This is a genomic window from Agromyces sp. GQ35 (assembly GCF_059758475.1).
The window spans coordinates 417,562-434,918 of sequence record NZ_JCAXEO010000001.1; the positions used below are offsets into that span (position 1 = coordinate 417,562).

Here is a 17,357-nt window from a genome sequence, read left to right on the forward strand (position 1 = left end):
GTCCTGAACTGGGGGGTGCGCCGGCGACTACCAGCGCTCGTGCACCGCGGCGCGGATGTCGCGGTCGTAGATCTCCCGCACGGCGACGGTGACCGACGGCGGCAGTTGCAGCGACCCCGCAGCGGCGTTGGACCGCGCCTGCTCTGGTGAGCGCGCCCCGGGGATCACCGAACTCACGCCGGGCTGCGCCGCGACCCACGCGAGGGCGACCTGCGCCGTCGTCGCGGCCGGCACCGCCTCGCGGGCCACCGTCGAGAACTCGGCCGCCGCGCGCACACCGGTCTCGTAGTCGACCCCCGAGAAGGTCTCGCCGACGTCGAAGGACTCGCCGTGACGGTTGAAGCTGCGGTGGTCGTTCGCCGCGAAGATCGTCTCGCTCGTGTACCGCCCCGAGAGCAGCCCGCTCGCGAGGGGCACCCGGGCGATGATGCCCACGCCGGCGGCCGCGGCCGCGGGGAGCACCTCGTCGAGCGGCTTCAGCCGGAACGCGTTGAGGATGATCTGCACGGATGCCACGTGCGGACGTGCGATCGCGGCGAGCGCCTCCTCGACCCGTTCGACGCTAACGCCGTATGCGGCGATCGCGCCCTCGTCGACGAGTGCGTCGAGTGCGTCGTAGACCCGGTCGTCGGAATACACCGAGGTGGGCGGGCAGTGCAGCTGCACGAGGTCGAGCGTGTCGACGCCGAGGTTCGCGCGAGACCGATCGGTCCACGCCCGGAAGTTCGCGAGCGAGTAGTTGGCGTGCTCCTGCGGCATCCGTCGCCCCATCTTGGTGGCGATCGTGACGCCCGACTCGGGATTGGCGCGCAGCCAGGTGCCGATGAGCGACTCGCTGCGTCCGTCGCCGTAGACGTCGGCCGTGTCGAAGAACGTGACGCCGGCAGCGTACGCGGCGTCGAGCACGCCGAGCGCGTCGGGCTCGGCCACCTCGCCCCAGTCGGCGCCGAGCTGCCAGGTGCCGAGGCCGATGACGGAGACGGTGCGGCCGGTGCGGCCGAGAGTGCGAGTCTGCATGGTGCTCCAGTGGTCGGGTGCGGGGGCTTCGGTCACGGTTCGATGGTGTCACGGGCGAGCGGATGCCGCATCCGCGGGCAGCCGCAGCGGTGTCGGTGGCTCACGTGAAGATGGGCGCATGGGCATCGACATCATCGCCGCACCGTCGAACCTGGGGTTGCGGCCGCCCGAACCGGGCAGTGTACCCGGCACGGCGAAGGCTCCCGAGGCGCTGCGCGAAGCCGGGCTCTTCGCCGCTTTCGGGCGGCTCGAGGCACGCGACGCGGGCACGGTGATCGCCGCTCGCTATCGAGCGAACGTCGAGCCCGGCGACACCGTGCGCAACGAGGCGGCGATCATCGATCACAGTCGGCGTCTCGCCGGTCGCGTCGGCGCGTCCATCGGCGCGGGCAACACCCCGTTCATCGTCGGCGGCGACTGCAGCATCATGCTCGCCCCCGCCCTCGCCCTGCGCCGCCGCGGCCGATTCGGGCTCGTCTATCTCGATGGGCACGGCGACTTCCGTCACCCCGGCAACAGCGAGGTCGTGGCGTCGCTCGGTGGCGAAGCCCTGGCCGCGGTGGTCGGGCTGCACGCGCCGGCGCTCAGCGACCTCGACGGGCTTCGACCGTTGGTGCGCGCGGGCGATGCCGTGCAGCTCGGCTCACGCGACGACGAAGCCGATGCCGCAGAGCTCGCCGACACCCTCGGTGCCACCCTGCCCGCCAGCGAAGTCCGGCGCATCGGCGTGGAAGACGCGGTCGAGCGAGTGCGCGCCGTGGTCCGCGCCGCCGGTGTCGACGGCTACTGGATCCACCTCGACGTCGACGCCCTCGACCCCGAGTGGATGCCGGCTGTCGACAGCGTCGACCCTGGCGGTCTCGAACCGGCCGAGCTGGTGGCGCTGCTCCGGGCCCTCGCGCCCGAGGCCATCGGTGCCGACGTCGCGATCTTCGACCCCGACCTCGATCCGACCGGCGAGTACGCCGAGGCGCTGACCACGATGCTCGAGACCGGGTTCGCCGAGCTCGGCACCCGCGCCGCCTTCGCCCGTACGATCCCCGCCAGCGACGCCACCGGAGGCGATGATGCCTGACAAGTACGACGTGAAACGTGAACTCGCGTGCTACTCCGCACCTCGCGGCCGATTCGAGCTCGTCGACGTGCCCGAACTCGCGTATTGCATGATCGACGGCCGCGGCGATCCCAACACCGCGCCCGACTACGTCGCGGCGGTCGAGGCGCTCTACGCCGTCTCGTACACCGCGAAGTTCCGCAGCAAGCGCGAGCTCGACCGCGACTACGTCGTCGGGCCGCTCGAGGGGCTCTGGAGCGCCGACGACCCGTCGACGTTCGTCACGCGCGAGAAGTCGGCGTGGTCGTGGACGATGATGATCTGGCAACCCGACTGGCTCTCACCCGAGCTCGTCGCCGAGGCCGCGTCCGCAGCGACGGCGAAGGCGCCCGCAGCCGATCGAGTGCGCTTCGAGCGTCTCGCCGAGGGTCGTTCGGTACAGACGCTGCACCTCGGCTCCTATGACGATGAGGGCCCCACGCTCGCCCGACTGCACGACGAGTTCATGCCCGAGCACGGGCTGCGCTTCAACGGCCGTCACCATGAGGTGTACCTCGGCGACCCGCGGCGCACCGCTCCTGAGAAGCTGCGTACGATCCTTCGGCAGCCGGTCACCGAGGCGTGAAGGCCCGAGGTCGGCCGGGCTGATCGCGGCGGGTCGACCGAGCGGACGACGGCTCAGAGCTCCTGTTCGGCGCCGAAGCGCTGCCGCACCTCGACGGGAATGAGCGGCTTCTCGGCGCGAGCCGTGATCTGCTGCACGACCCACGTATTGCCATCGGGGTCGGTGAAGCCGAAGAAGGTGCCGCCGTCGCGCTCGTCGAAGACGGTGATCTCGCCCACCTCGACGCCACGATCCAGCAGTTCCTCGCGGGCGGCGACGGCGTCGGCCACCACGAGCTGCAGACCGTGCATCGAGCCCGGCGCCATCTCGTTCTGCGAGGGCAGCGAACCGATCACGATGGAGCAGCCCGACCCCCGTGGGGTGAGCTGCGCGACGTGCATGTGTTCGTTCTCGGTGTTGTGATCGAGCTCGAATCCCACCTTGTCGCGGTAGAACTCGATCGAGCGGTCGAGGTCGCTCACCGGCACGATGACGACTTCCAGTGTCCAATCCATGACGTGCTCCATTTCGTGTGGTGCGAACGGGTGCCGAAGTTCGACGGGTGGATGTCGCGGGCGAACACATCGCCCGCGACATCCGCTCGCTCATGCAGCGAGCACGCCGTCGAGGCGCTCGTACCCCTCGCGCAGTCCGAGCTCCATGTTCGACTGGACCATGCCGTCGCGGGCCTCGAGACTCGGGTACGTGGAGTGGATGCGGAGCCGGGTACGACCATCGCCGAGGTCTTCGAAGGTCATCGCCTCGATGGCCACGACGTCGGGGAAGCCCTCGAACTCGAAGGTCTGGATCGCGAACTCGTTCTCGCGCACCGAGTGGAAGGTGCCGTTGAACGCGTAGTCCTCGCCGTCGGTGCCGGTGTGCACATAGCGGTACCCGCCCTGCGGCACGAAGTCCCAGCGTTCGATCTTCATCTCGTAGCCGTTCGGCCCGAGCCAGCGCTTGACGAGCTCGGGGTCGCGGTGCGCGTTGAAGACGGCGTCGACGGGAGCGTCGAACTCGCGCTCGATGTCGATGAAGGGCAGCCCCTCAGGGGCGGTGATGGTGACGGGGTTCGTCATTGTCCTGTCTCTTTCGTGTGGGCGCCGGCGGTCTCGTCGGCAGCGGTGACATGGGTGTCGCTGGTGTCGCCGCGATGCTCGTCGAGCGCATCGGGGGCGACGGATGCCGCAGCATCGTGGCCGCGGTCGGTGGCGAGCAGCGCGTCCAAGGCGCGGAACTGCTGCTCGTGGATCAGCCGGTAGCGGTCGATCCACGCGGTGAGGGCTTCGAGTTGGGCCGCTTGCAGGTGCACCGGACGGCGCTGCGCGTCTCGCGTTCGCGTGACGAGCCCGGCGGTCTCGAGCACCTGGATGTGCTTCGACACCGCCTGCTTGGTGATCTGGAACGGTTCGGCGAGCTCGTTGACCGTCGCCGGCCCACGACTCAGGCGGGCGATGATGCCGCGGCGCACCGGGTCGGCCAGCGCCATGAAGGCCCGGTCGAGGCGGTCGTCTGCGCTCGGATCGACGATCATCACCCGCTCCTTTCTCAACCGATTCATTGATCAATCATTTGGTTGATTAAAAGATACGACGATCGGTTGCAGCTGTCAACACCCGCGTGTCGCTCGCCGCGCGAGTGCGCAGCTCCAGACGGCCATGTCCCGGTCACCTGCCTGCTCTTGCCGAGGGATCGTCGAGCGAGGAGGATGCCTCTCAACGCACCCACACGTCGAAAGGTTGCATCATGGTCACGCTCAACCCGTACCTCAACTTCCGCGACAATGCGCGGGAGGCGATGGAGTTCTACCACTCCGTCTTCGGCGGTGAACTCACCTCGAGCACCTTCGCCGAGTTCGGCCAGGCCGACGACCCGGCCGACGCCGACAAGATCATGCACAGCCAGCTCGAAGCCGAGAACGGCCTCGTGCTGATGGCCGCCGATACGCCGAGCTCGATGCCGGATCCCGGCTCAGGCGGCCCGATCTCGGTGTCACTCTCCGGCGGCAGCAGCGAAGACGCCACGCTGCGCGGCTACTGGCAGAAGCTGCTCGACAGCGGATCCGAGATCGTGCCGCTCGAAGTGGCGCCATGGGGCGACGCGTTCGGCATGTGCACCGATCGCTACGGCGTGACCTGGCTCGTGAACATCAGCGGCACCCGCGAGTAGCCCCCGCCGGTCGAATAGGCGCGCAGCCAGCACCCGCCGGTCGAGTAGGCGCGCAGCGCCGTATCGAGACCCGAGACCCCGAGCCCCCGCGACTCAGCCCGCAGCCGCCGGCAGCGCGACCCCGTGCAGCGCTTCCACGACGGGCGCGAGTTCGGGCTGATCGCCGGCCTCGGCCAGCACTCGCTCGAGCGTCTCGTCATGGATCGGCCGCGCCCGTTCGTACAGGGCCCGACCGGCGGCGGTCAGCTCGGTGTAGATGCCGCGCCGGTCGTCGGCGCAGAGGATGCGCGTGAGCAGCGCTCGATCTTCGAGCCGATTCACGAGGCGCGTCGTCGCGCTCGGGCTGAGCGCGGCCGCCCGAGCGAGCTGCTGCATGCGCATGTGCCAGCCGTCTTGACGATTGAGCGCATCGAGCACGGTGTACTCGACGACCGAGAGCTCGACGGATGCCGCGAGCGCGCGCTCGAGTTCGGCTTCGATGAGTCCGTGCAGGGCGGCGAGCGTGCGCCAGCCCTGTGCGCGTACCTCGACGGCGTCGTCGGCGATGCCCATGGTGCTCCTCGGTCAGGTCTGAGAGATAGTTGCTTGCGCTTTCTATTTGCGTATGCAAGTATTAACGTCGCTTGCGCAATAGAGCGCGTCTGCAACTATTCGCCTCAGTGTAACAGGAGACCAGCGCATGCCCCTCGGACTCATCGCCCTCGCCATCGGCGGCTTCGGCATCGGCCTCACGGAGTTCGTCATCATGGGCCTGCTGCCCGAGGTGGCCGCAGACTTCGGCGTCACCGAGGCCGCGGCCGGCTGGCTCATCTCGGGCTACGCGCTCGCGGTCGTCGTCGGCGCCCTCGGCCTCACCGCGGCCACGACCCGGCTCCCCCGAAAGCCGGTGCTCATGGGGCTGCTCGTGCTCTTCATCGCCGGCAACGCGATCTCGGCGATCGCGCCGACGTACGAACTCATGATGACCGGCCGCGTGATCGCCGCCCTCTGCCACGGCGCGTTCTTCGGCATCGGCTCGGTCGTCGCCGCGGGCCTCGTCGCCCCCGAGAAGGCCGCCGGCGCCATCGCGATCATGTTCACCGGCCTCACCGCCGCCAACGTGCTCGGCGTGCCCTTCGGCACCTTCCTCGGCCAGGAGTTCGGCTGGCGCTCGACGTTCTGGGCGATCTCGGCGATCGGCGTCCTCGCCCTGATCGGCATCGCCGTGCTCGTGCCGAACGCCCGCGCCGGAGCATCCGATGGCCCGCCCCCGAGCCTCCGCCGCGAGCTCACCGCATTCCGCTCCGGCCAGGTGTGGCTCTCGCTCACCGTCACCGTGCTCGGCTTCGGCGGCATGTTCGGGGCCTTCACCTACATCGCGTACACGCTCACCGAGGTGAGCGGATTCGCCTCGAGCACCGTGCCGTGGCTGCTGGTGCTGTTCGGCGCCGGCCTCGTCGTCGGCAACTGGATCGGCGGACGCCTCGCCGACCGCTCGATCGACGGCACGTTGCTCGGCTTCATCGCCGCCCTCCTCGTCGTGCTCACGCTCTTCGCGCTGCTCGCCGCGAGCCCGGTCGCCACGATCGTGCTGCTCACCCTCATGGGCGGGTTCGGCTTCGGCACGGTCCCCGCGCTGCAGAGTCGTGTGATGCGATACGCCGACCACGCCCCCACTCTCGCCTCGGGCGCGAACATCGCCGCGTTCAACCTCGGAAACGCCCTCGGTGCCTGGGCGGGCGGCGTCACGATCGCCGCCGGCCTCGGCTACACCTCGCCGATCTGGGTCGGCTCGGTCATCACTGCCGCCGCACTGGTCGTCATGGTCGTCGCGTGGGCGGCCGCCCGGCGCACGCGACGCATCGAGCCGGCGGATGCCGCAGTGCCCGCGCAGCTCGACGACGCCCGCACCGCGGCACCCGTCGTCTGACCTCACCGCACCACCCTCGAAAGGAAACCCGCAATGAGCAACGTCCTCATGATCGTCACCGGCGCCACCTCCCTCACGATGAAGGACGGATCGCAGCACCCGACCGGCTTCTGGGCCGAAGAGCTCGTCACCGCGCATCGCGATCTCATCGCGGCCGGTCACACGGTCACGATCGCAACACCGGGTGGCGTCACCCCGACGGTCGACGCGGGCAGCCTCGACCCGTCGCAGGCCGGCGGCGAGGCGCAGGCGCGTGAGCTCGCCGAGTACCTCGATGCGATCGCGGGCGACCTCGCCGCGGCAGTGCCGCTCGCCGACGTGGCGTCCGCCGACTTCGCCGCGATCGTGCTGCCCGGCGGCCACGGCCCGATGACCGACCTCGCGTTCGACGCGGATGCCGGCCGCGTACTCGTCGCCGCGAACGACGCAGGCACGATCATCGCGCCGTTCTGCCATGGCCCGGCCGCACTGCTCGCGGCGAAGCTCGCCGACGGATCGAACGCCTTCGCGGGCCGCCGCCTGACCGTCTTCACCGACGAGGAGGAGCGCACCGGCGGCACAGGCGACAACACGCCATGGTGGGTCGAGTCGGCGCTTCGCGACGCCGGCGCCGTGATCGACCCGGCCGCTCCCTGGAGCGACCACGTCGTCGTCGACGGCAACCTCATCACCGGCCAGAACCCGCAGTCGAGCGCCTCGGTCGCCCGCCGGGTGATCGAGGCACTCGCGGCCTGAGCGAGTCCGGCGATCAGTCGAAGAGCTCGGAGAGCCAGCTCTCCTTCTTCTTCTTGCGGTAGCCCTGGTCGCCGTACCCGCGGTTGTCGTACCCGCGGTTGTCGTGACCACGGTCGTCGCGTCCACGGTCGTAGCCGCGATTGTCGTAGGGCTGCTGATACGCCTGCTGACCGTATGCCGGGGCTGCGGGCTGTGCCGGCGCGGCCGGGGGTGGGGTCGGTGCAGACGGAGCGGAGCCTGCGAACTCGCGGCTGCCGCGCTCGATGATCTTGTCGAGTTCGCCGCGGTCGAGCCAGACGCCACGACACGTCGGGCAATAGTCGATCTCGATGCCGCTGCGCTCGCTCATCACGAGTACGGTTCCGTCACTGGGGCACTGCATGGGGGCTCCTCCTTCGGGGCCGACCGGAATCGATCGGGATGTTCGACGGCGTCGAGCCTAGGGAGCCAAGCTTTGAAGAAGCTCCGGAGCGTGGGTCTCGATACGGCCCTGGCGGGCCTACTCGACCGGCGAGGCCGGCGGGGCTGAAACGCACAGAGCGGATGCCGCGGCGCGTGCCTCACGAAGAGGCGGCTGCCGCGACATCCGCTCGTTGATCAGGTTCGACGCGCTCAGTGAGCGCGGTTACCCCTGATCGAAAGGGATGCGAGAACTTACGAAATGACCGTGATGTTCTCAGCCTGCAGACCCTTGGGGCCGCGGGCGGTCTCGAATTCGACCTTCTGGTTCTCCTCGAGCGAGCGGTAGCCGCCCGATGCGATCGCGCTGAAGTGCGCGAAGACGTCGGCCGAGCCGTCGTCAGGAGCGATGAAGCCGAAGCCCTTGTCGGCGTTGAACCACTTGACGGTTCCGGTAGCCATATTCTTTTCCTTCTGTAAAGCCGAGCCGCCGAAGCGGCTGCGACGTGCACGACCTCAGGTCGTGCGGGGTTCCGACGGCGACGTCCGACGCCGGAAGTTGGTGGTGCGAGCAAGTCGCACGCGATGCGCGGCTCGAGCCCCGACTGAGCAGTCGGAAACGCGAGACGCGACGATGATGGATCTGCGGGAGAGACTCGAGAGGTCCGACTCGACGGCAATGGCCGAGAAGGCGATGTCGTGTCGCACGAGATGAGTGGAACGGGTGCGGGGCTTCGTCGCCTGCATCGCACCGAAAGTTACGGCGTGAGAGATGTTTACTTCGTCCCGACTTGTTCGTCGACTTCCCAGCCGTGTCACGCGGAGAGAATTCCCCCGCTGCAGATGAGTCAACTATAGCCCATCGCATGTGCGAGTGCTGAGAATCTTCGCCGACCGCAGGAGAAACGTCATCGCGACCGCACGACGGTGCACTCCCGGGCCCGGCGCTCGGTGTCAGACTGGACCCATGCGCATCGTCGTCACCGGAGGCTCGGGCAAGCTCGGCCGCACCGTCGTCCGTACCCTTCGCGACGAAGGGAACGAGGTGGTGAACCTCGATCGCTTCGGCGAGCGCGAGAGCACCACCCGCGTCGATCTCACCGACTACGGCCAGGTGATCGATGCCATCGCCGGCATCGACGACCGGCACTCCGGCACCGACGCGATCGTGCACCTCGCCGCCATCCCCGCGCCCGGCATCGCCAGCGACGTCGAGACCTTCCAGAACAACATCACCTCGACGTTCAACGTGTTCCAAGCCGCCCGACGGCTCGGCATCACGCGCATCGTGTACGCCTCGAGCGAGACCGTGCTCGGGTTGCCGTTCGACGTACCGCCGCCGTACATCCCGGTCGACGAGGAGTACGCGGCGCGCCCCGAGAGCACCTACTCGCTCGTGAAGCACCTCGAGGAGCAGCTCGCGATCGAACTCGTGCGCTGGAATCCCGAGCTCTCGATCACCGCGCTGCGGTTCTCGAACGTCATGGACCCGGCCGACTATGCGGCGTTCCCCTCGTTCGACGGCGACGCGAGTCTGCGCAAGTGGAACCTCTGGGGCTACATCGACGGGCGAGACGGGGCGCAAGCGGTGAGCCGCGCGCTCGCGAACGCGGGCCCGGGCTTCGAGCGCTACATCATCGCCGCGGCCGACACCGTGATGTCGCGCTCGAACGCTGAGCTCGTCGCCGAGGTGTTCCCGGGAGTGCCGCTCCGCGGCGAACTCGGAGCGAACGACACGCTGCTCTCGATCGAGAAGGCTCGACGGGAGCTCGGCTTCGAGCCGCAGCACTCGTGGCGTGACTCGCCGGTCGGGTAAGACGCAGCACCCCCACAACGAACGCCCCCGCGGCCGAGGCTACGGGGGCGTTCGTGTCGTGAGTTCCGGGGCTCAGAGGCCCTGGATGTTCTCAGCCTGCAGACCCTTCGGGCCCTGCGCGACCTCGAACTCGACCTTCTGGCCCTCTTCGAGCGAACGGTAGCCGTTGCCCGAGATGGCGCTGAAGTGCGCGAAGACGTCGGCCGAGCCGTCGTCGGGAGCGATGAAGCCGAAGCCCTTTTCGGCGTTGAACCACTTGACGGTTCCGGTTGCCATACTGCTGTCCTTCTGTCGTCTAGGGCCGCTGGTGCAAGCCCGATGCGATCGACGGTCGATCGCTGCCCCGCACGGCGGGTTGCCGACGGAGCGGGGGCGAGGGGCGGGTGTGCGCTCAGGCATCCGCCGTCTCGTATCGGGTCATGCCACGCGGATCGGTCCGCCTCCGGGCAATCAGATGGAGGCACGGGCGAGCGCCCGCTTGATGGAGGAATCAGTGAACATACCCTATCGGGTGACGTTCAGGTTCACACGCTACGCGACCGAATCGTGACCTGGGAAGACCTTGTGCGAAATTCCTCGTTCGAACGCGCGCCGGAACAATTCCAGCGCGCATGCAGCGAAAGGGTGCAGAATCATGGGATGAACCGCCGCCCCCTCGGTCTCGTCGCTGCTGCCTACGCAGCCATCGTGCTCTGGGCGACGATCGGTCCCGCACCCTGGCGCACGGCAGGCAACCAGGTCGACGGCGGCATCCTGAACCCCGATGCCTGGACCGCCCCGGTCACCTGGACGACCGGATACTTCTCGGAGATCGCGCTGAATGTCGCGATCTTCGTTCCCGTCGGCGTGCTCGCAGCCCTGCTCCTCCCCCGGCGGCGCTGGCCCCTCGCACTCCTCATCGGTTTCGGCTTCACCGCGCTCATCGAACTCGTGCAGCTGCCCGAGCTCGATCGCATCTCCGATCCCCGCGACCTCGTGGCCAACACGGCGGGCAGCGTGCTGGGTGCGCTGCTCGTGCTCGTCGCCCGCGGCGTGCGTCACGCCGGCCTCGTCGCGGAGGAGTTGCGCGAGTCCGCGTTCGCACCGATCTCGGAGGCAGTGCCCGTTTCCGACCTCGACGCCGAGGCCACGCTCGCCGAATCCGCGCTCGTCACCGCCCACGTCGAACCCGCGCAGTCCGTGCACGCCGAGCAGGCCGCGTAGCCCGGCAACCCCGCGGGCCCCCACCGTCTTCGCCAGTACAGTTGGCGGGTGACCTCCGCCGAGACACCCGCACCCGTGGCTCGCCCTCGAGTCTCCTGGCTGCGGCTCGCCCTGATCGGCGTCGTCGGCGGGCTGCTCTCCGGCGCATTCGGCGTCGGCGGCGGCATCCTCATGGTGCCCCTGTTCATCGCCTTCGCCGGCATGGACCAGCGCCGTGCCTCGGCCACCTCGCTCGCCGCGATCGTGCCGACGGCGATCGCCGGCTCCATCGCCTATTTCGCCAGCGGCGAGGTCGCCCTGCTTCCCGCACTGTTCGTCGCGGCGGGCGGCATCATCGGATCCTGGCTCGGCGCGCTGCTGCTCCGCCGCCTGCCGATCGGTTGGTTGCGTTGGCTCTTCATCGCGCTGCTCGTGGCGGTCGCCGTGCGCATGCTGCTCGTCGTGCCCGAACGCGCCGCCGCCCAACTCGACCTCGACGCCCTCACGATCCTCGGCATGGTCGCCCTCGGCCTCGTGATCGGCATCGCCTCCGGCCTCTTCGGCGTCGGCGGCGGGCTCATCATGGTGCCGGCGTTCATCGTCTTCTTCGGCATGGGCGACCTCGTCGCCAAGGGAACGTCGCTCGCCGTGATGATCCCCACCGCCATCAGCGGCACCGTCACGAACGCTCGCGGCGGCATCGTCGATCTGCGTGCGGGAATCATCGCGGGAGTCGCGGCGACGGCGGCGTCGTTCGGCGGCGTCGCGCTCGCGCATGTGCTCTCGCCCGAGTGGTCGACGTGGCTGTTCGCCGCGCTCGTCGTGTTCGCCGCTGCGCAGCTGACGGTACGGGCCGTACGGTTGCAGAGGAAAGAGCAGAAGGAGAGGAACGAACGTGTCGCTTGAGCCAGAGTTTGCGCCGGAGCGTGCCGCCGGTTGGTACGACGACGAATCGGATGCCGCGCTGCTGCGCTACTGGGACGGCGCCGCGTGGAGCCCGCACACCGCTCCGAAGCCGGTGGGTGCCGCTCCGAATCCGCTGCCCGCCGCCGCCTCGGCGACGGAGGCGCCCGTGCGCCCGAACACGCCGCCGGCTCCCCCGGCCTCGGCCGCGCCGCCCCTGTTCATGCCTGCCGCGGCACCCCCGCCCGCATTCTCGCCGCCCGGTTCCGCGCCGGCCCCGGCCTTCGATGACATCGACGAGTCGACGACGGCACGGCCAGCTCGCCCGACCGCTGCGGGCGCTCCGGCTCCGCTTGCTCCCGCCGCGCCTCCCGCGGTCCCCGCGTTCCCCGGCGCTGCCGTGCCTCCGCCGCCCGGGTTCCCCGGCGCGTCCGCGCCGCCCGCGTCGCCCGCCGCATTCCCGTCGCACACGCTGCCGGCGCCGCCGCCGTTCGGCATCGAAGAGCAGACGACGGCGCCCCTGCCGCCCGGCGCGGCCGGGGCATCCGGCCCGCAATTCTCCTACGACGAGTACCGCACGGCCGGTCGCACGTTCATCGCGGCCTGGCTCTTCGCGCTGCTCCTCGGATTCTGGGGCGCCGACCGCTTCTATCTCGGCAAGTACGGCACGGCCGTCGCCAAGCTGCTCACCCTCGGCGGGCTCGGCATCTGGGTACTCGTCGACCTGCTCCTCGTGCTCACGGGCGCGCAACGCGACCGCGACGGCCGGCCGCTCGAGGGATACGAGGAGCACAAGCGCATCGCCTGGATCGTCACCGGCGGGCTCGTCGCGCTCTCGCTGCTGTCGAGCATCGTGTCGTTCGTGGTGAGCCTGGTCGTGCGCTGATCAGACCGGTCGTGCGCTGACCGGGGCGGCGGCCACGGTCAGGCGCACCAGTCGGAGAATCCGCCGGTCATCGTCAGCACGGTGCGGCCGGTGGCGATCTCGACCACCGAGGTCATCGTCTCGGTGAACCCGGGGTTGTCGGAGTAGCCGTCCGGTCGGCCGCTCTCCGCCGACGCGGCGACGGCCACGTACTGCCCGTTCGGCGAGACGCAGTACTCGCGGATCAGGCTCGTCTCATCGGCTGGAGCGAAGACCTGTCGCAGAGCGCCCTCCGCGTCGACCTCGGCGAGCACGGAACTGCGAACGTTGCGATCGCCCTCGACGGCCACCGCGACGAGCGAGATGAGGTACCTCGAGGCTCCATCGAGCATCGTGATCTGCCCCGGATACACGTGCTCGGCGAGGTCGGCCGACGCGAGCTCGAGGGTCGTGGTCGTGCCGTCGCTCAGATCGATGCGGGCACCGCGATCGGGGTCGGCGACGATCAGCTGGGTAGTGCCCGGCACGAAGCCCCGGAGCTCGGCGTGCGCGCCGAGCGGCGACGTCGGCTGCAACCCGAGCACGTCGACGAGGAAGACCGACTGCTCGAAGTCCTGCACGACGACGGATGTCGTGCCGGGCACGAACATCCACGAGGCGACGCGCAGCGGGGTACCGTCGAGACCGAGCACCGGCGTCGGCTCCATCGCGCCGACTCCCGACATGTCGACGACCATGAGCGCATTGTCGAAGTCGCGCACGCCGTCGATCTCAGGCGTGGTCAGCACGAAGGCGGCGAGCGGATTCGTCGTCGATGCCGCGAGCTCACGGATCTTGGCGCCCGGCAGCAGGCCGAACTGCTGGGGGTCGCCGGCGCGGGCGTCGACGACGAAGAGCCCGTTGGACTCGTCGTCTTCGACCGTGGCGGCGAGCACCAGCTCGCCGGAGTTGGCGAAGTCCTGGATGCGCGGCGCTTCGAAGACCACCTCGCCCTCCGCGCCGCCGCCGAGCGGCTTGCGCTGCACGAGGTCGGAGTCGCCCTGGCCGCTGCGCCGCGTCAGCGTGTACGCCTCCTGGCCGGGCGTCTCGAACCGGTACTCGAGCGTGGCCGGCACACCCTGGAAGGCGCCGACGACGCCCGGCACCCGCACGGTGTACTCGGCGCCGCTGTCGAGTGGCGTCTGGAACGTGACGGTGATGGTGCGGTCGTCGGTGCTCGCAGCGACGGCGGCCTCGGGCTCGACGCTGATCGCCTCGGCGTCGATCGACGCGACCGGCTGATTGACCTCGAGCGTCAGCTGCTGCCCCGCGAGCACCGTCGCGCGTTCGGCGTCGATCGCACCGCCGTTCAGCCTCGGCCCCTGCGCAACGCTCGCGAAGGCGAAGCCGCCCGTGATCACCGCGAGGGCGACGATGCTGCCGACCAGGCGGCGAGTGAAGCGGTGCTGCTCACGTGAGCCCTGCGCAGCTCGGCGCCGGCCCTGCCCGTCGGACGTGCGCTGTTCGTCAGTAGACATACGGCTGGTTCGGTTCCTCGATGCCGGCGAGCTCCCTCGGCACGAGCACGACGGGTTCAGTGGTGGATCCGGTCGGGTTGACGGCGAGGGCACCGGATGCCTCGACCCACTGATCGGCGGTGAACTCCTCCTGCCAGCCCGGCCGGTAGACCGGCACGCCGACCGGCTGGGCGTCGACGGCGCAGCAGGTCACGACGAAGCGGGCCACGTAGAAGACGTTCTCGGGGTCGTCGGTCGAGGCGAGCACGAAGCCCGACACCTCGACCACCGTGTCGGCGTAGTCGTTCACGTCGGGATTCTGCCGGAGCAGGAGTGCCCAATCCTTGACGGTGAACTGCGAGGTGTCGCCGCCGACGAGGACCGGCGCCGAGTCGGCGATCGACGCGCCGCCGCTGTTGATGCTGCGCTGGGATGCCGTGGCCGAGGTGAGCGTGGCGGGCGGCAGCACGAGCAGCGCTGCGGCCGCCGCCACCACGACCGTCGCACCGAGCGCGGCACGAACGGTTCCGGCACGGGCGGGGCGGCGTGCGCCGGTCGCGGACCCAGGGACATCCGGAAGGTCGTGCTCGTCGTGCTCGTCGTGCTCGTCGTGCTCGTCATCGAGTGGTGCGAATGCGAACGCGGCGACCGCGAAGACGGCGCCGATGACGGCCATGATCACCGTGAACCAGAAGTACCGCGGGTGGATGTAGAGCCCGAGCCGGTCGGTGAGCGCGAGCCACACGGTCGCCACGATGCCGATGAGGGAGAGCGCGATGCCCTGCCAGCGGGCGACGAGTCGTCTACGCAAGGGTGTTCACCGCCAATCCGAGCGCCGCGCTCGCGAGGCCGACGACGATCGTGAGCTGTACGAGGGTCTTGGCCGTGAACGTCGTGCGCATGAGCGCGAGCATCTTGACGTCGATCATCGGCCCGAACACGAGGAACGCCACGATGGCGCCCGGCATGAACGTCGAGCCGAACGCGAGGATGAAGAACGCGTCGACGTTGGAGCAGATCGCGATCACGAACGCGAGCGCCATGAGGGCGAACACCGACAGCACCGGGTTCTGGCCGAGCGTCACGAGCACGTCGCGCGAGACGGCGACCTGGATGAGTCCGGCGACGGCCGAGCCGACGAAGAGCGCCGGCAGCATCGTCGCCGTCTCCTTCGCGAACATGTCGACGCTGCGCCGGCTGCGCGTGGCGGGCACCTCGTCGTGGGCGTGTGCGCAGCTGGCCTGGAACCTGGGGGTGAGCAGGCTCATCGGGCTCGGGTGCCGACTGTAGATCCAGCCGATGAGGTTCGCGATCACGAACCCTCCGAGGATGCGCGAGACGAGGATGCCGTCGGACCAGCCGAACGCCTGGTAGGTCGTGATGATCGTGACCGGGTTCAGGATCGGGGCGGCGAGCAGGAACGTCATCGATTCGCCGACGGTCAGGCCGCGCAGGATCAGGCCGCGGGCGAGGGGCACGTTGCCGCACTCGCAGACGGGCAGCAGCACGCCGAGCAGCGAGATCGTCACCCGCCGCACGACGGCGTTCTTCGGCAGGTGCCGCAGCAGGAAGCCGTCGGGCAGCCACACCTGCACGCCGATCGACAGCAGGATGCCGAGGAAGACGAACGGGAGGCTCTCGATGACGACGCTGATCGAGAGGGTGAAGAAGTCCTGCACCGTGTTCGAGAGCATGTCGCCGAGCGTCTCGGGTGCGAACACGCGGATGCCGATGAAGAGCAGCACGAGGCCGATGCCCAGCGCGAGGCCGATCAGCGCTCGAGAACGGCGCGGAGCGTCGGGCGCGGCGGGCGGCGCGGTGCGCGCTGGAAGCTGGAGGCCGCTCATCACCTCCAGCGTAAACGCTCGCCCTGTGCCCGGCTGAGAGTGTCGCCGCGTGCGGCAGCCGTGCCGCTGGCCCGCTGCGCGCCCGTCTCGACGGGCGCCGTCTGCAGCCGCGCCGAGCCCCGGCAGCAGAACTCCGGGTGCGTGCCAAGGGCTTGACACCCTCGCACCGGGTGAGCAGAGTTCGAGCAACCGAGATCGACGACGACGAAGGGGGCGATCACGATGACGACGCAGGCCGAGACGTTCGGAGTCGAGGAGGAGTTCGTCTTCCTCGACCCCGAGACGCTGCGCCCGGCGGATGTCGGTGCCAGCGCGTTCGACGACCTCGTCGGCCGCCCGGGGCTGCAGCCGCTGACGCATCGGGAATTCCTCTCCGCGCAGATCGAGCACGCTTCGGCCGTCTTCACCTCGATGAGCGAGGCGCAGGCCGCACTCGTCGGCTTCCGCCGCGAGCTGGCCGAAGCGGCATCGCGCATCGGCGTGGTCGTCGCGAGCGTCGGCGCGCCGCCCGATGCGCAGCCGTTCCCCACGATCTCGGAGCTGCCCCGGTACCTCCGCATCGTCGACGACATGGGCGGGGTGATCGCCGACCATCAGATCCAGGGGCTGCACGTGCACGTCGGCGTGCGCGACCACGACGACGGTGTGCGTGCGCTCAACGCCTCGCGCACGTGGTTGCCGTTGTTCTCGGCACTGACCGGCAACTCGCCGATCTGGCGCGGCCACGACACGGGGTTCGAGAGCTGGCGCAACGTCACCCAGCGTCGATGGACGACGACGGGGTGCCCGCCGGTCTTCCGCGACGGTGCCGACTACGACCGCAGGCTCGAGCGCCTGATCGGCATCGGCGGCATGAAGGACCGCGCGATCATCATGTGGAACGCCCGTCTCTCCACGCACGTGCCGACGATCGAGTTCCGGGTCTCGGACGCGCAACTCGAGGCCTGGTCGTCGGTGCTGCTCGCCGCGCTCTGTCGCGCGTTCGTCGCGTGCATCGTCGACGAGCGGTTCGGTCGCGCCGACGCGGTGCAACCCGTGGCCGAGTCGGCGCCCGGCCCCGAACTGCTGAACGCCTCGCTCCTGCACTCGGCACACTCGGGGCTCAGTGCCGAAGTGCTCGACCCCGTGCTCGCCGAACTCCGCCCCGCCGAAGAGACGTTGGAGCGGGTCATCCGCATCTTGGAGCCCGCGCTCGAGGACGCCGGCGACCTCGAGCTCGCGCGTGCCGGGGTCGCCAGACTGCTGCGCGAGGGAACGGGGGCGGCGCGACAGCGTGCGGCGTACGAGGCCCGCGGCGTCGACGGACTGCGCGAGCTCTACGAGGCGACCTTCACCGCCGACGAGTGAGCCGGTCGCGCTGC

At 69.6% G+C, this 17,357-nt stretch carries 21 protein-coding genes; 10 read left to right on the forward strand and 11 right to left on the reverse strand.

Annotation, left to right across the window (positions count from 1 at the left end):
* Window positions 1-27 precede the first annotated feature (27 nt).
* Window positions 28-1,017: an aldo/keto reductase gene (locus AC6CH0_RS02025; protein ID WP_498100982.1), complete on the reverse strand. Its 990-nt coding sequence runs from the start codon at window positions 1,015-1,017 to the stop codon at window positions 28-30.
* 118 nt (window positions 1,018-1,135) lie between these two features.
* Here AC6CH0_RS02025 and AC6CH0_RS02030 point away from each other — a divergent pair, with 118 nt between their 5' ends.
* Together AC6CH0_RS02030 and AC6CH0_RS02035 are read left to right on the forward strand one after the other, a co-directional pair.
* Window positions 1,136-2,092 (forward strand): arginase family protein, encoded by a 957-nt coding sequence (locus tag AC6CH0_RS02030; RefSeq protein ID WP_498097997.1) that lies wholly within the window; start codon window positions 1,136-1,138, stop codon window positions 2,090-2,092.
* Window positions 2,085-2,696 (forward strand): GyrI-like domain-containing protein, encoded by a 612-nt coding sequence (locus AC6CH0_RS02035; RefSeq protein ID WP_498097998.1) that lies wholly within the window; start codon window positions 2,085-2,087, stop codon window positions 2,694-2,696. Before AC6CH0_RS02030 ends, AC6CH0_RS02035 begins: the two co-directional genes overlap by 8 nt.
* 53 nt (window positions 2,697-2,749) lie before the next feature.
* Here AC6CH0_RS02035 and AC6CH0_RS02040 read toward each other — a convergent pair whose 3' ends face one another.
* From AC6CH0_RS02040 to AC6CH0_RS02050, 3 genes are all read right to left on the reverse strand, one after another.
* Window positions 2,750-3,190: a VOC family protein gene (locus AC6CH0_RS02040; RefSeq protein ID WP_498097999.1), complete on the reverse strand. Its 441-nt coding sequence runs from the start codon at window positions 3,188-3,190 to the stop codon at window positions 2,750-2,752.
* 90 nt (window positions 3,191-3,280) lie between these two features.
* A complete protein-coding gene (locus AC6CH0_RS02045) occupies window positions 3,281-3,754 on the reverse strand; it encodes an SRPBCC family protein (protein ID WP_498098000.1) in 474 nt (157 codons plus the stop codon).
* On the reverse strand, window positions 3,751-4,209 hold the full coding sequence (locus tag AC6CH0_RS02050) for an ArsR/SmtB family transcription factor (protein WP_498100984.1): 459 nt from the start codon (window positions 4,207-4,209) through the stop codon (window positions 3,751-3,753). Before AC6CH0_RS02050 ends, AC6CH0_RS02045 begins: the two co-directional genes overlap by 4 nt.
* Window positions 4,210-4,421: 212 nt before the next feature.
* Here AC6CH0_RS02050 and AC6CH0_RS02055 point away from each other — a divergent pair, with 212 nt between their 5' ends.
* On the forward strand, window positions 4,422-4,844 hold the full coding sequence (locus tag AC6CH0_RS02055) for a VOC family protein (protein ID WP_498098001.1): 423 nt from the start codon (window positions 4,422-4,424) through the stop codon (window positions 4,842-4,844).
* Between the two features lie 93 nt (window positions 4,845-4,937).
* Here AC6CH0_RS02055 and AC6CH0_RS02060 read toward each other — a convergent pair whose 3' ends face one another.
* The gene (locus AC6CH0_RS02060) at window positions 4,938-5,396 is read right to left on the reverse strand and encodes a MarR family winged helix-turn-helix transcriptional regulator (protein ID WP_498098002.1); all 459 of its coding nucleotides are present in this window, start codon (window positions 5,394-5,396) and stop codon (window positions 4,938-4,940) included.
* A gap of 127 nt (window positions 5,397-5,523) precedes the next feature.
* Between AC6CH0_RS02060 and AC6CH0_RS02065 the strand changes: the two genes are divergently transcribed.
* Both AC6CH0_RS02065 and AC6CH0_RS02070 read left to right on the forward strand, forming a co-directional pair.
* A complete protein-coding gene (locus AC6CH0_RS02065) occupies window positions 5,524-6,753 on the forward strand; it encodes an MFS transporter (RefSeq protein ID WP_498098003.1) in 1,230 nt (409 codons plus the stop codon).
* A gap of 33 nt (window positions 6,754-6,786) precedes the next feature.
* Window positions 6,787-7,488: a type 1 glutamine amidotransferase domain-containing protein gene (locus AC6CH0_RS02070; RefSeq protein WP_498098004.1), complete on the forward strand. Its 702-nt coding sequence runs from the start codon at window positions 6,787-6,789 to the stop codon at window positions 7,486-7,488.
* 13 nt (window positions 7,489-7,501) lie between these two features.
* On the opposite strand, the gene AC6CH0_RS02075 is transcribed toward AC6CH0_RS02070, so the two are convergent.
* Together AC6CH0_RS02075 and AC6CH0_RS02080 are read right to left on the reverse strand one after the other, a co-directional pair.
* Window positions 7,502-7,870 (reverse strand): TFIIB-type zinc ribbon-containing protein, encoded by a 369-nt coding sequence (locus AC6CH0_RS02075; RefSeq protein WP_498098005.1) that lies wholly within the window; start codon window positions 7,868-7,870, stop codon window positions 7,502-7,504.
* A 272-nt stretch (window positions 7,871-8,142) separates the two neighbouring features.
* Window positions 8,143-8,349 carry a cold-shock protein gene (locus AC6CH0_RS02080; RefSeq protein ID WP_022893778.1) on the reverse strand — a complete coding sequence of 69 codons (207 nt, stop codon included), beginning with the start codon at window positions 8,347-8,349 and terminating at the stop codon, window positions 8,143-8,145.
* Between the two features lie 505 nt (window positions 8,350-8,854).
* Between AC6CH0_RS02080 and AC6CH0_RS02085 the strand changes: the two genes are divergently transcribed.
* Complete coding sequence (locus AC6CH0_RS02085) at window positions 8,855-9,703, forward strand: NAD-dependent epimerase/dehydratase family protein (RefSeq protein WP_498098006.1); 849 nt, start codon at window positions 8,855-8,857, stop codon at window positions 9,701-9,703.
* Between the two features lie 72 nt (window positions 9,704-9,775).
* Here AC6CH0_RS02085 and AC6CH0_RS02090 read toward each other — a convergent pair whose 3' ends face one another.
* Window positions 9,776-9,979, reverse strand: coding sequence for a cold-shock protein (locus tag AC6CH0_RS02090; RefSeq protein ID WP_498098007.1), 204 nt, complete (start codon window positions 9,977-9,979; stop codon window positions 9,776-9,778).
* 363 nt (window positions 9,980-10,342) lie between these two features.
* On the opposite strand from AC6CH0_RS02090, the gene AC6CH0_RS02095 reads away from it, so the two are divergent.
* The 3 genes from AC6CH0_RS02095 to AC6CH0_RS02105 are packed head-to-tail and all read left to right on the forward strand — an operon-like array spanning window position 10,343 to window position 12,674.
* Window positions 10,343-10,906, forward strand: a complete 564-nt coding sequence (locus AC6CH0_RS02095; RefSeq protein WP_498098008.1) for a VanZ family protein — start codon at window positions 10,343-10,345, stop codon at window positions 10,904-10,906.
* 48 nt (window positions 10,907-10,954) lie between these two features.
* Complete coding sequence (locus AC6CH0_RS02100) at window positions 10,955-11,791, forward strand: sulfite exporter TauE/SafE family protein (protein ID WP_498098009.1); 837 nt, start codon at window positions 10,955-10,957, stop codon at window positions 11,789-11,791.
* A complete protein-coding gene (locus AC6CH0_RS02105; RefSeq protein ID WP_498098010.1) occupies window positions 11,781-12,674 on the forward strand; it encodes an NINE protein in 894 nt (297 codons plus the stop codon). The genes AC6CH0_RS02100 and AC6CH0_RS02105 overlap by 11 nt, the downstream gene beginning before the upstream one ends.
* A gap of 38 nt (window positions 12,675-12,712) precedes the next feature.
* Here the strand turns inward: AC6CH0_RS02105 and AC6CH0_RS02110 are convergent, their stop codons facing one another.
* Genes AC6CH0_RS02110 through AC6CH0_RS02120 form a run of 3 tightly spaced genes read right to left on the reverse strand, consistent with a single transcriptional unit; the run spans window position 12,713 to window position 15,996 of the window.
* Window positions 12,713-14,170 carry a hypothetical protein gene (locus tag AC6CH0_RS02110; protein ID WP_498098011.1) on the reverse strand — a complete coding sequence of 486 codons (1,458 nt, stop codon included), beginning with the start codon at window positions 14,168-14,170 and terminating at the stop codon, window positions 12,713-12,715.
* Window positions 14,160-14,960 (reverse strand): TIGR03943 family putative permease subunit, encoded by an 801-nt coding sequence (locus AC6CH0_RS02115; protein ID WP_498098012.1) that lies wholly within the window; start codon window positions 14,958-14,960, stop codon window positions 14,160-14,162. The genes AC6CH0_RS02110 and AC6CH0_RS02115 overlap by 11 nt, the downstream gene beginning before the upstream one ends.
* Window positions 14,953-15,996: a permease gene (locus tag AC6CH0_RS02120; RefSeq protein ID WP_498098013.1), complete on the reverse strand. Its 1,044-nt coding sequence runs from the start codon at window positions 15,994-15,996 to the stop codon at window positions 14,953-14,955. Before AC6CH0_RS02120 ends, AC6CH0_RS02115 begins: the two co-directional genes overlap by 8 nt.
* A gap of 222 nt (window positions 15,997-16,218) precedes the next feature.
* Between AC6CH0_RS02120 and AC6CH0_RS02125 the strand changes: the two genes are divergently transcribed.
* Complete coding sequence (locus tag AC6CH0_RS02125; protein WP_498098014.1) at window positions 16,219-17,343, forward strand: carboxylate-amine ligase; 1,125 nt, start codon at window positions 16,219-16,221, stop codon at window positions 17,341-17,343.
* Window positions 17,344-17,357: the final 14 nt, after the last annotated feature.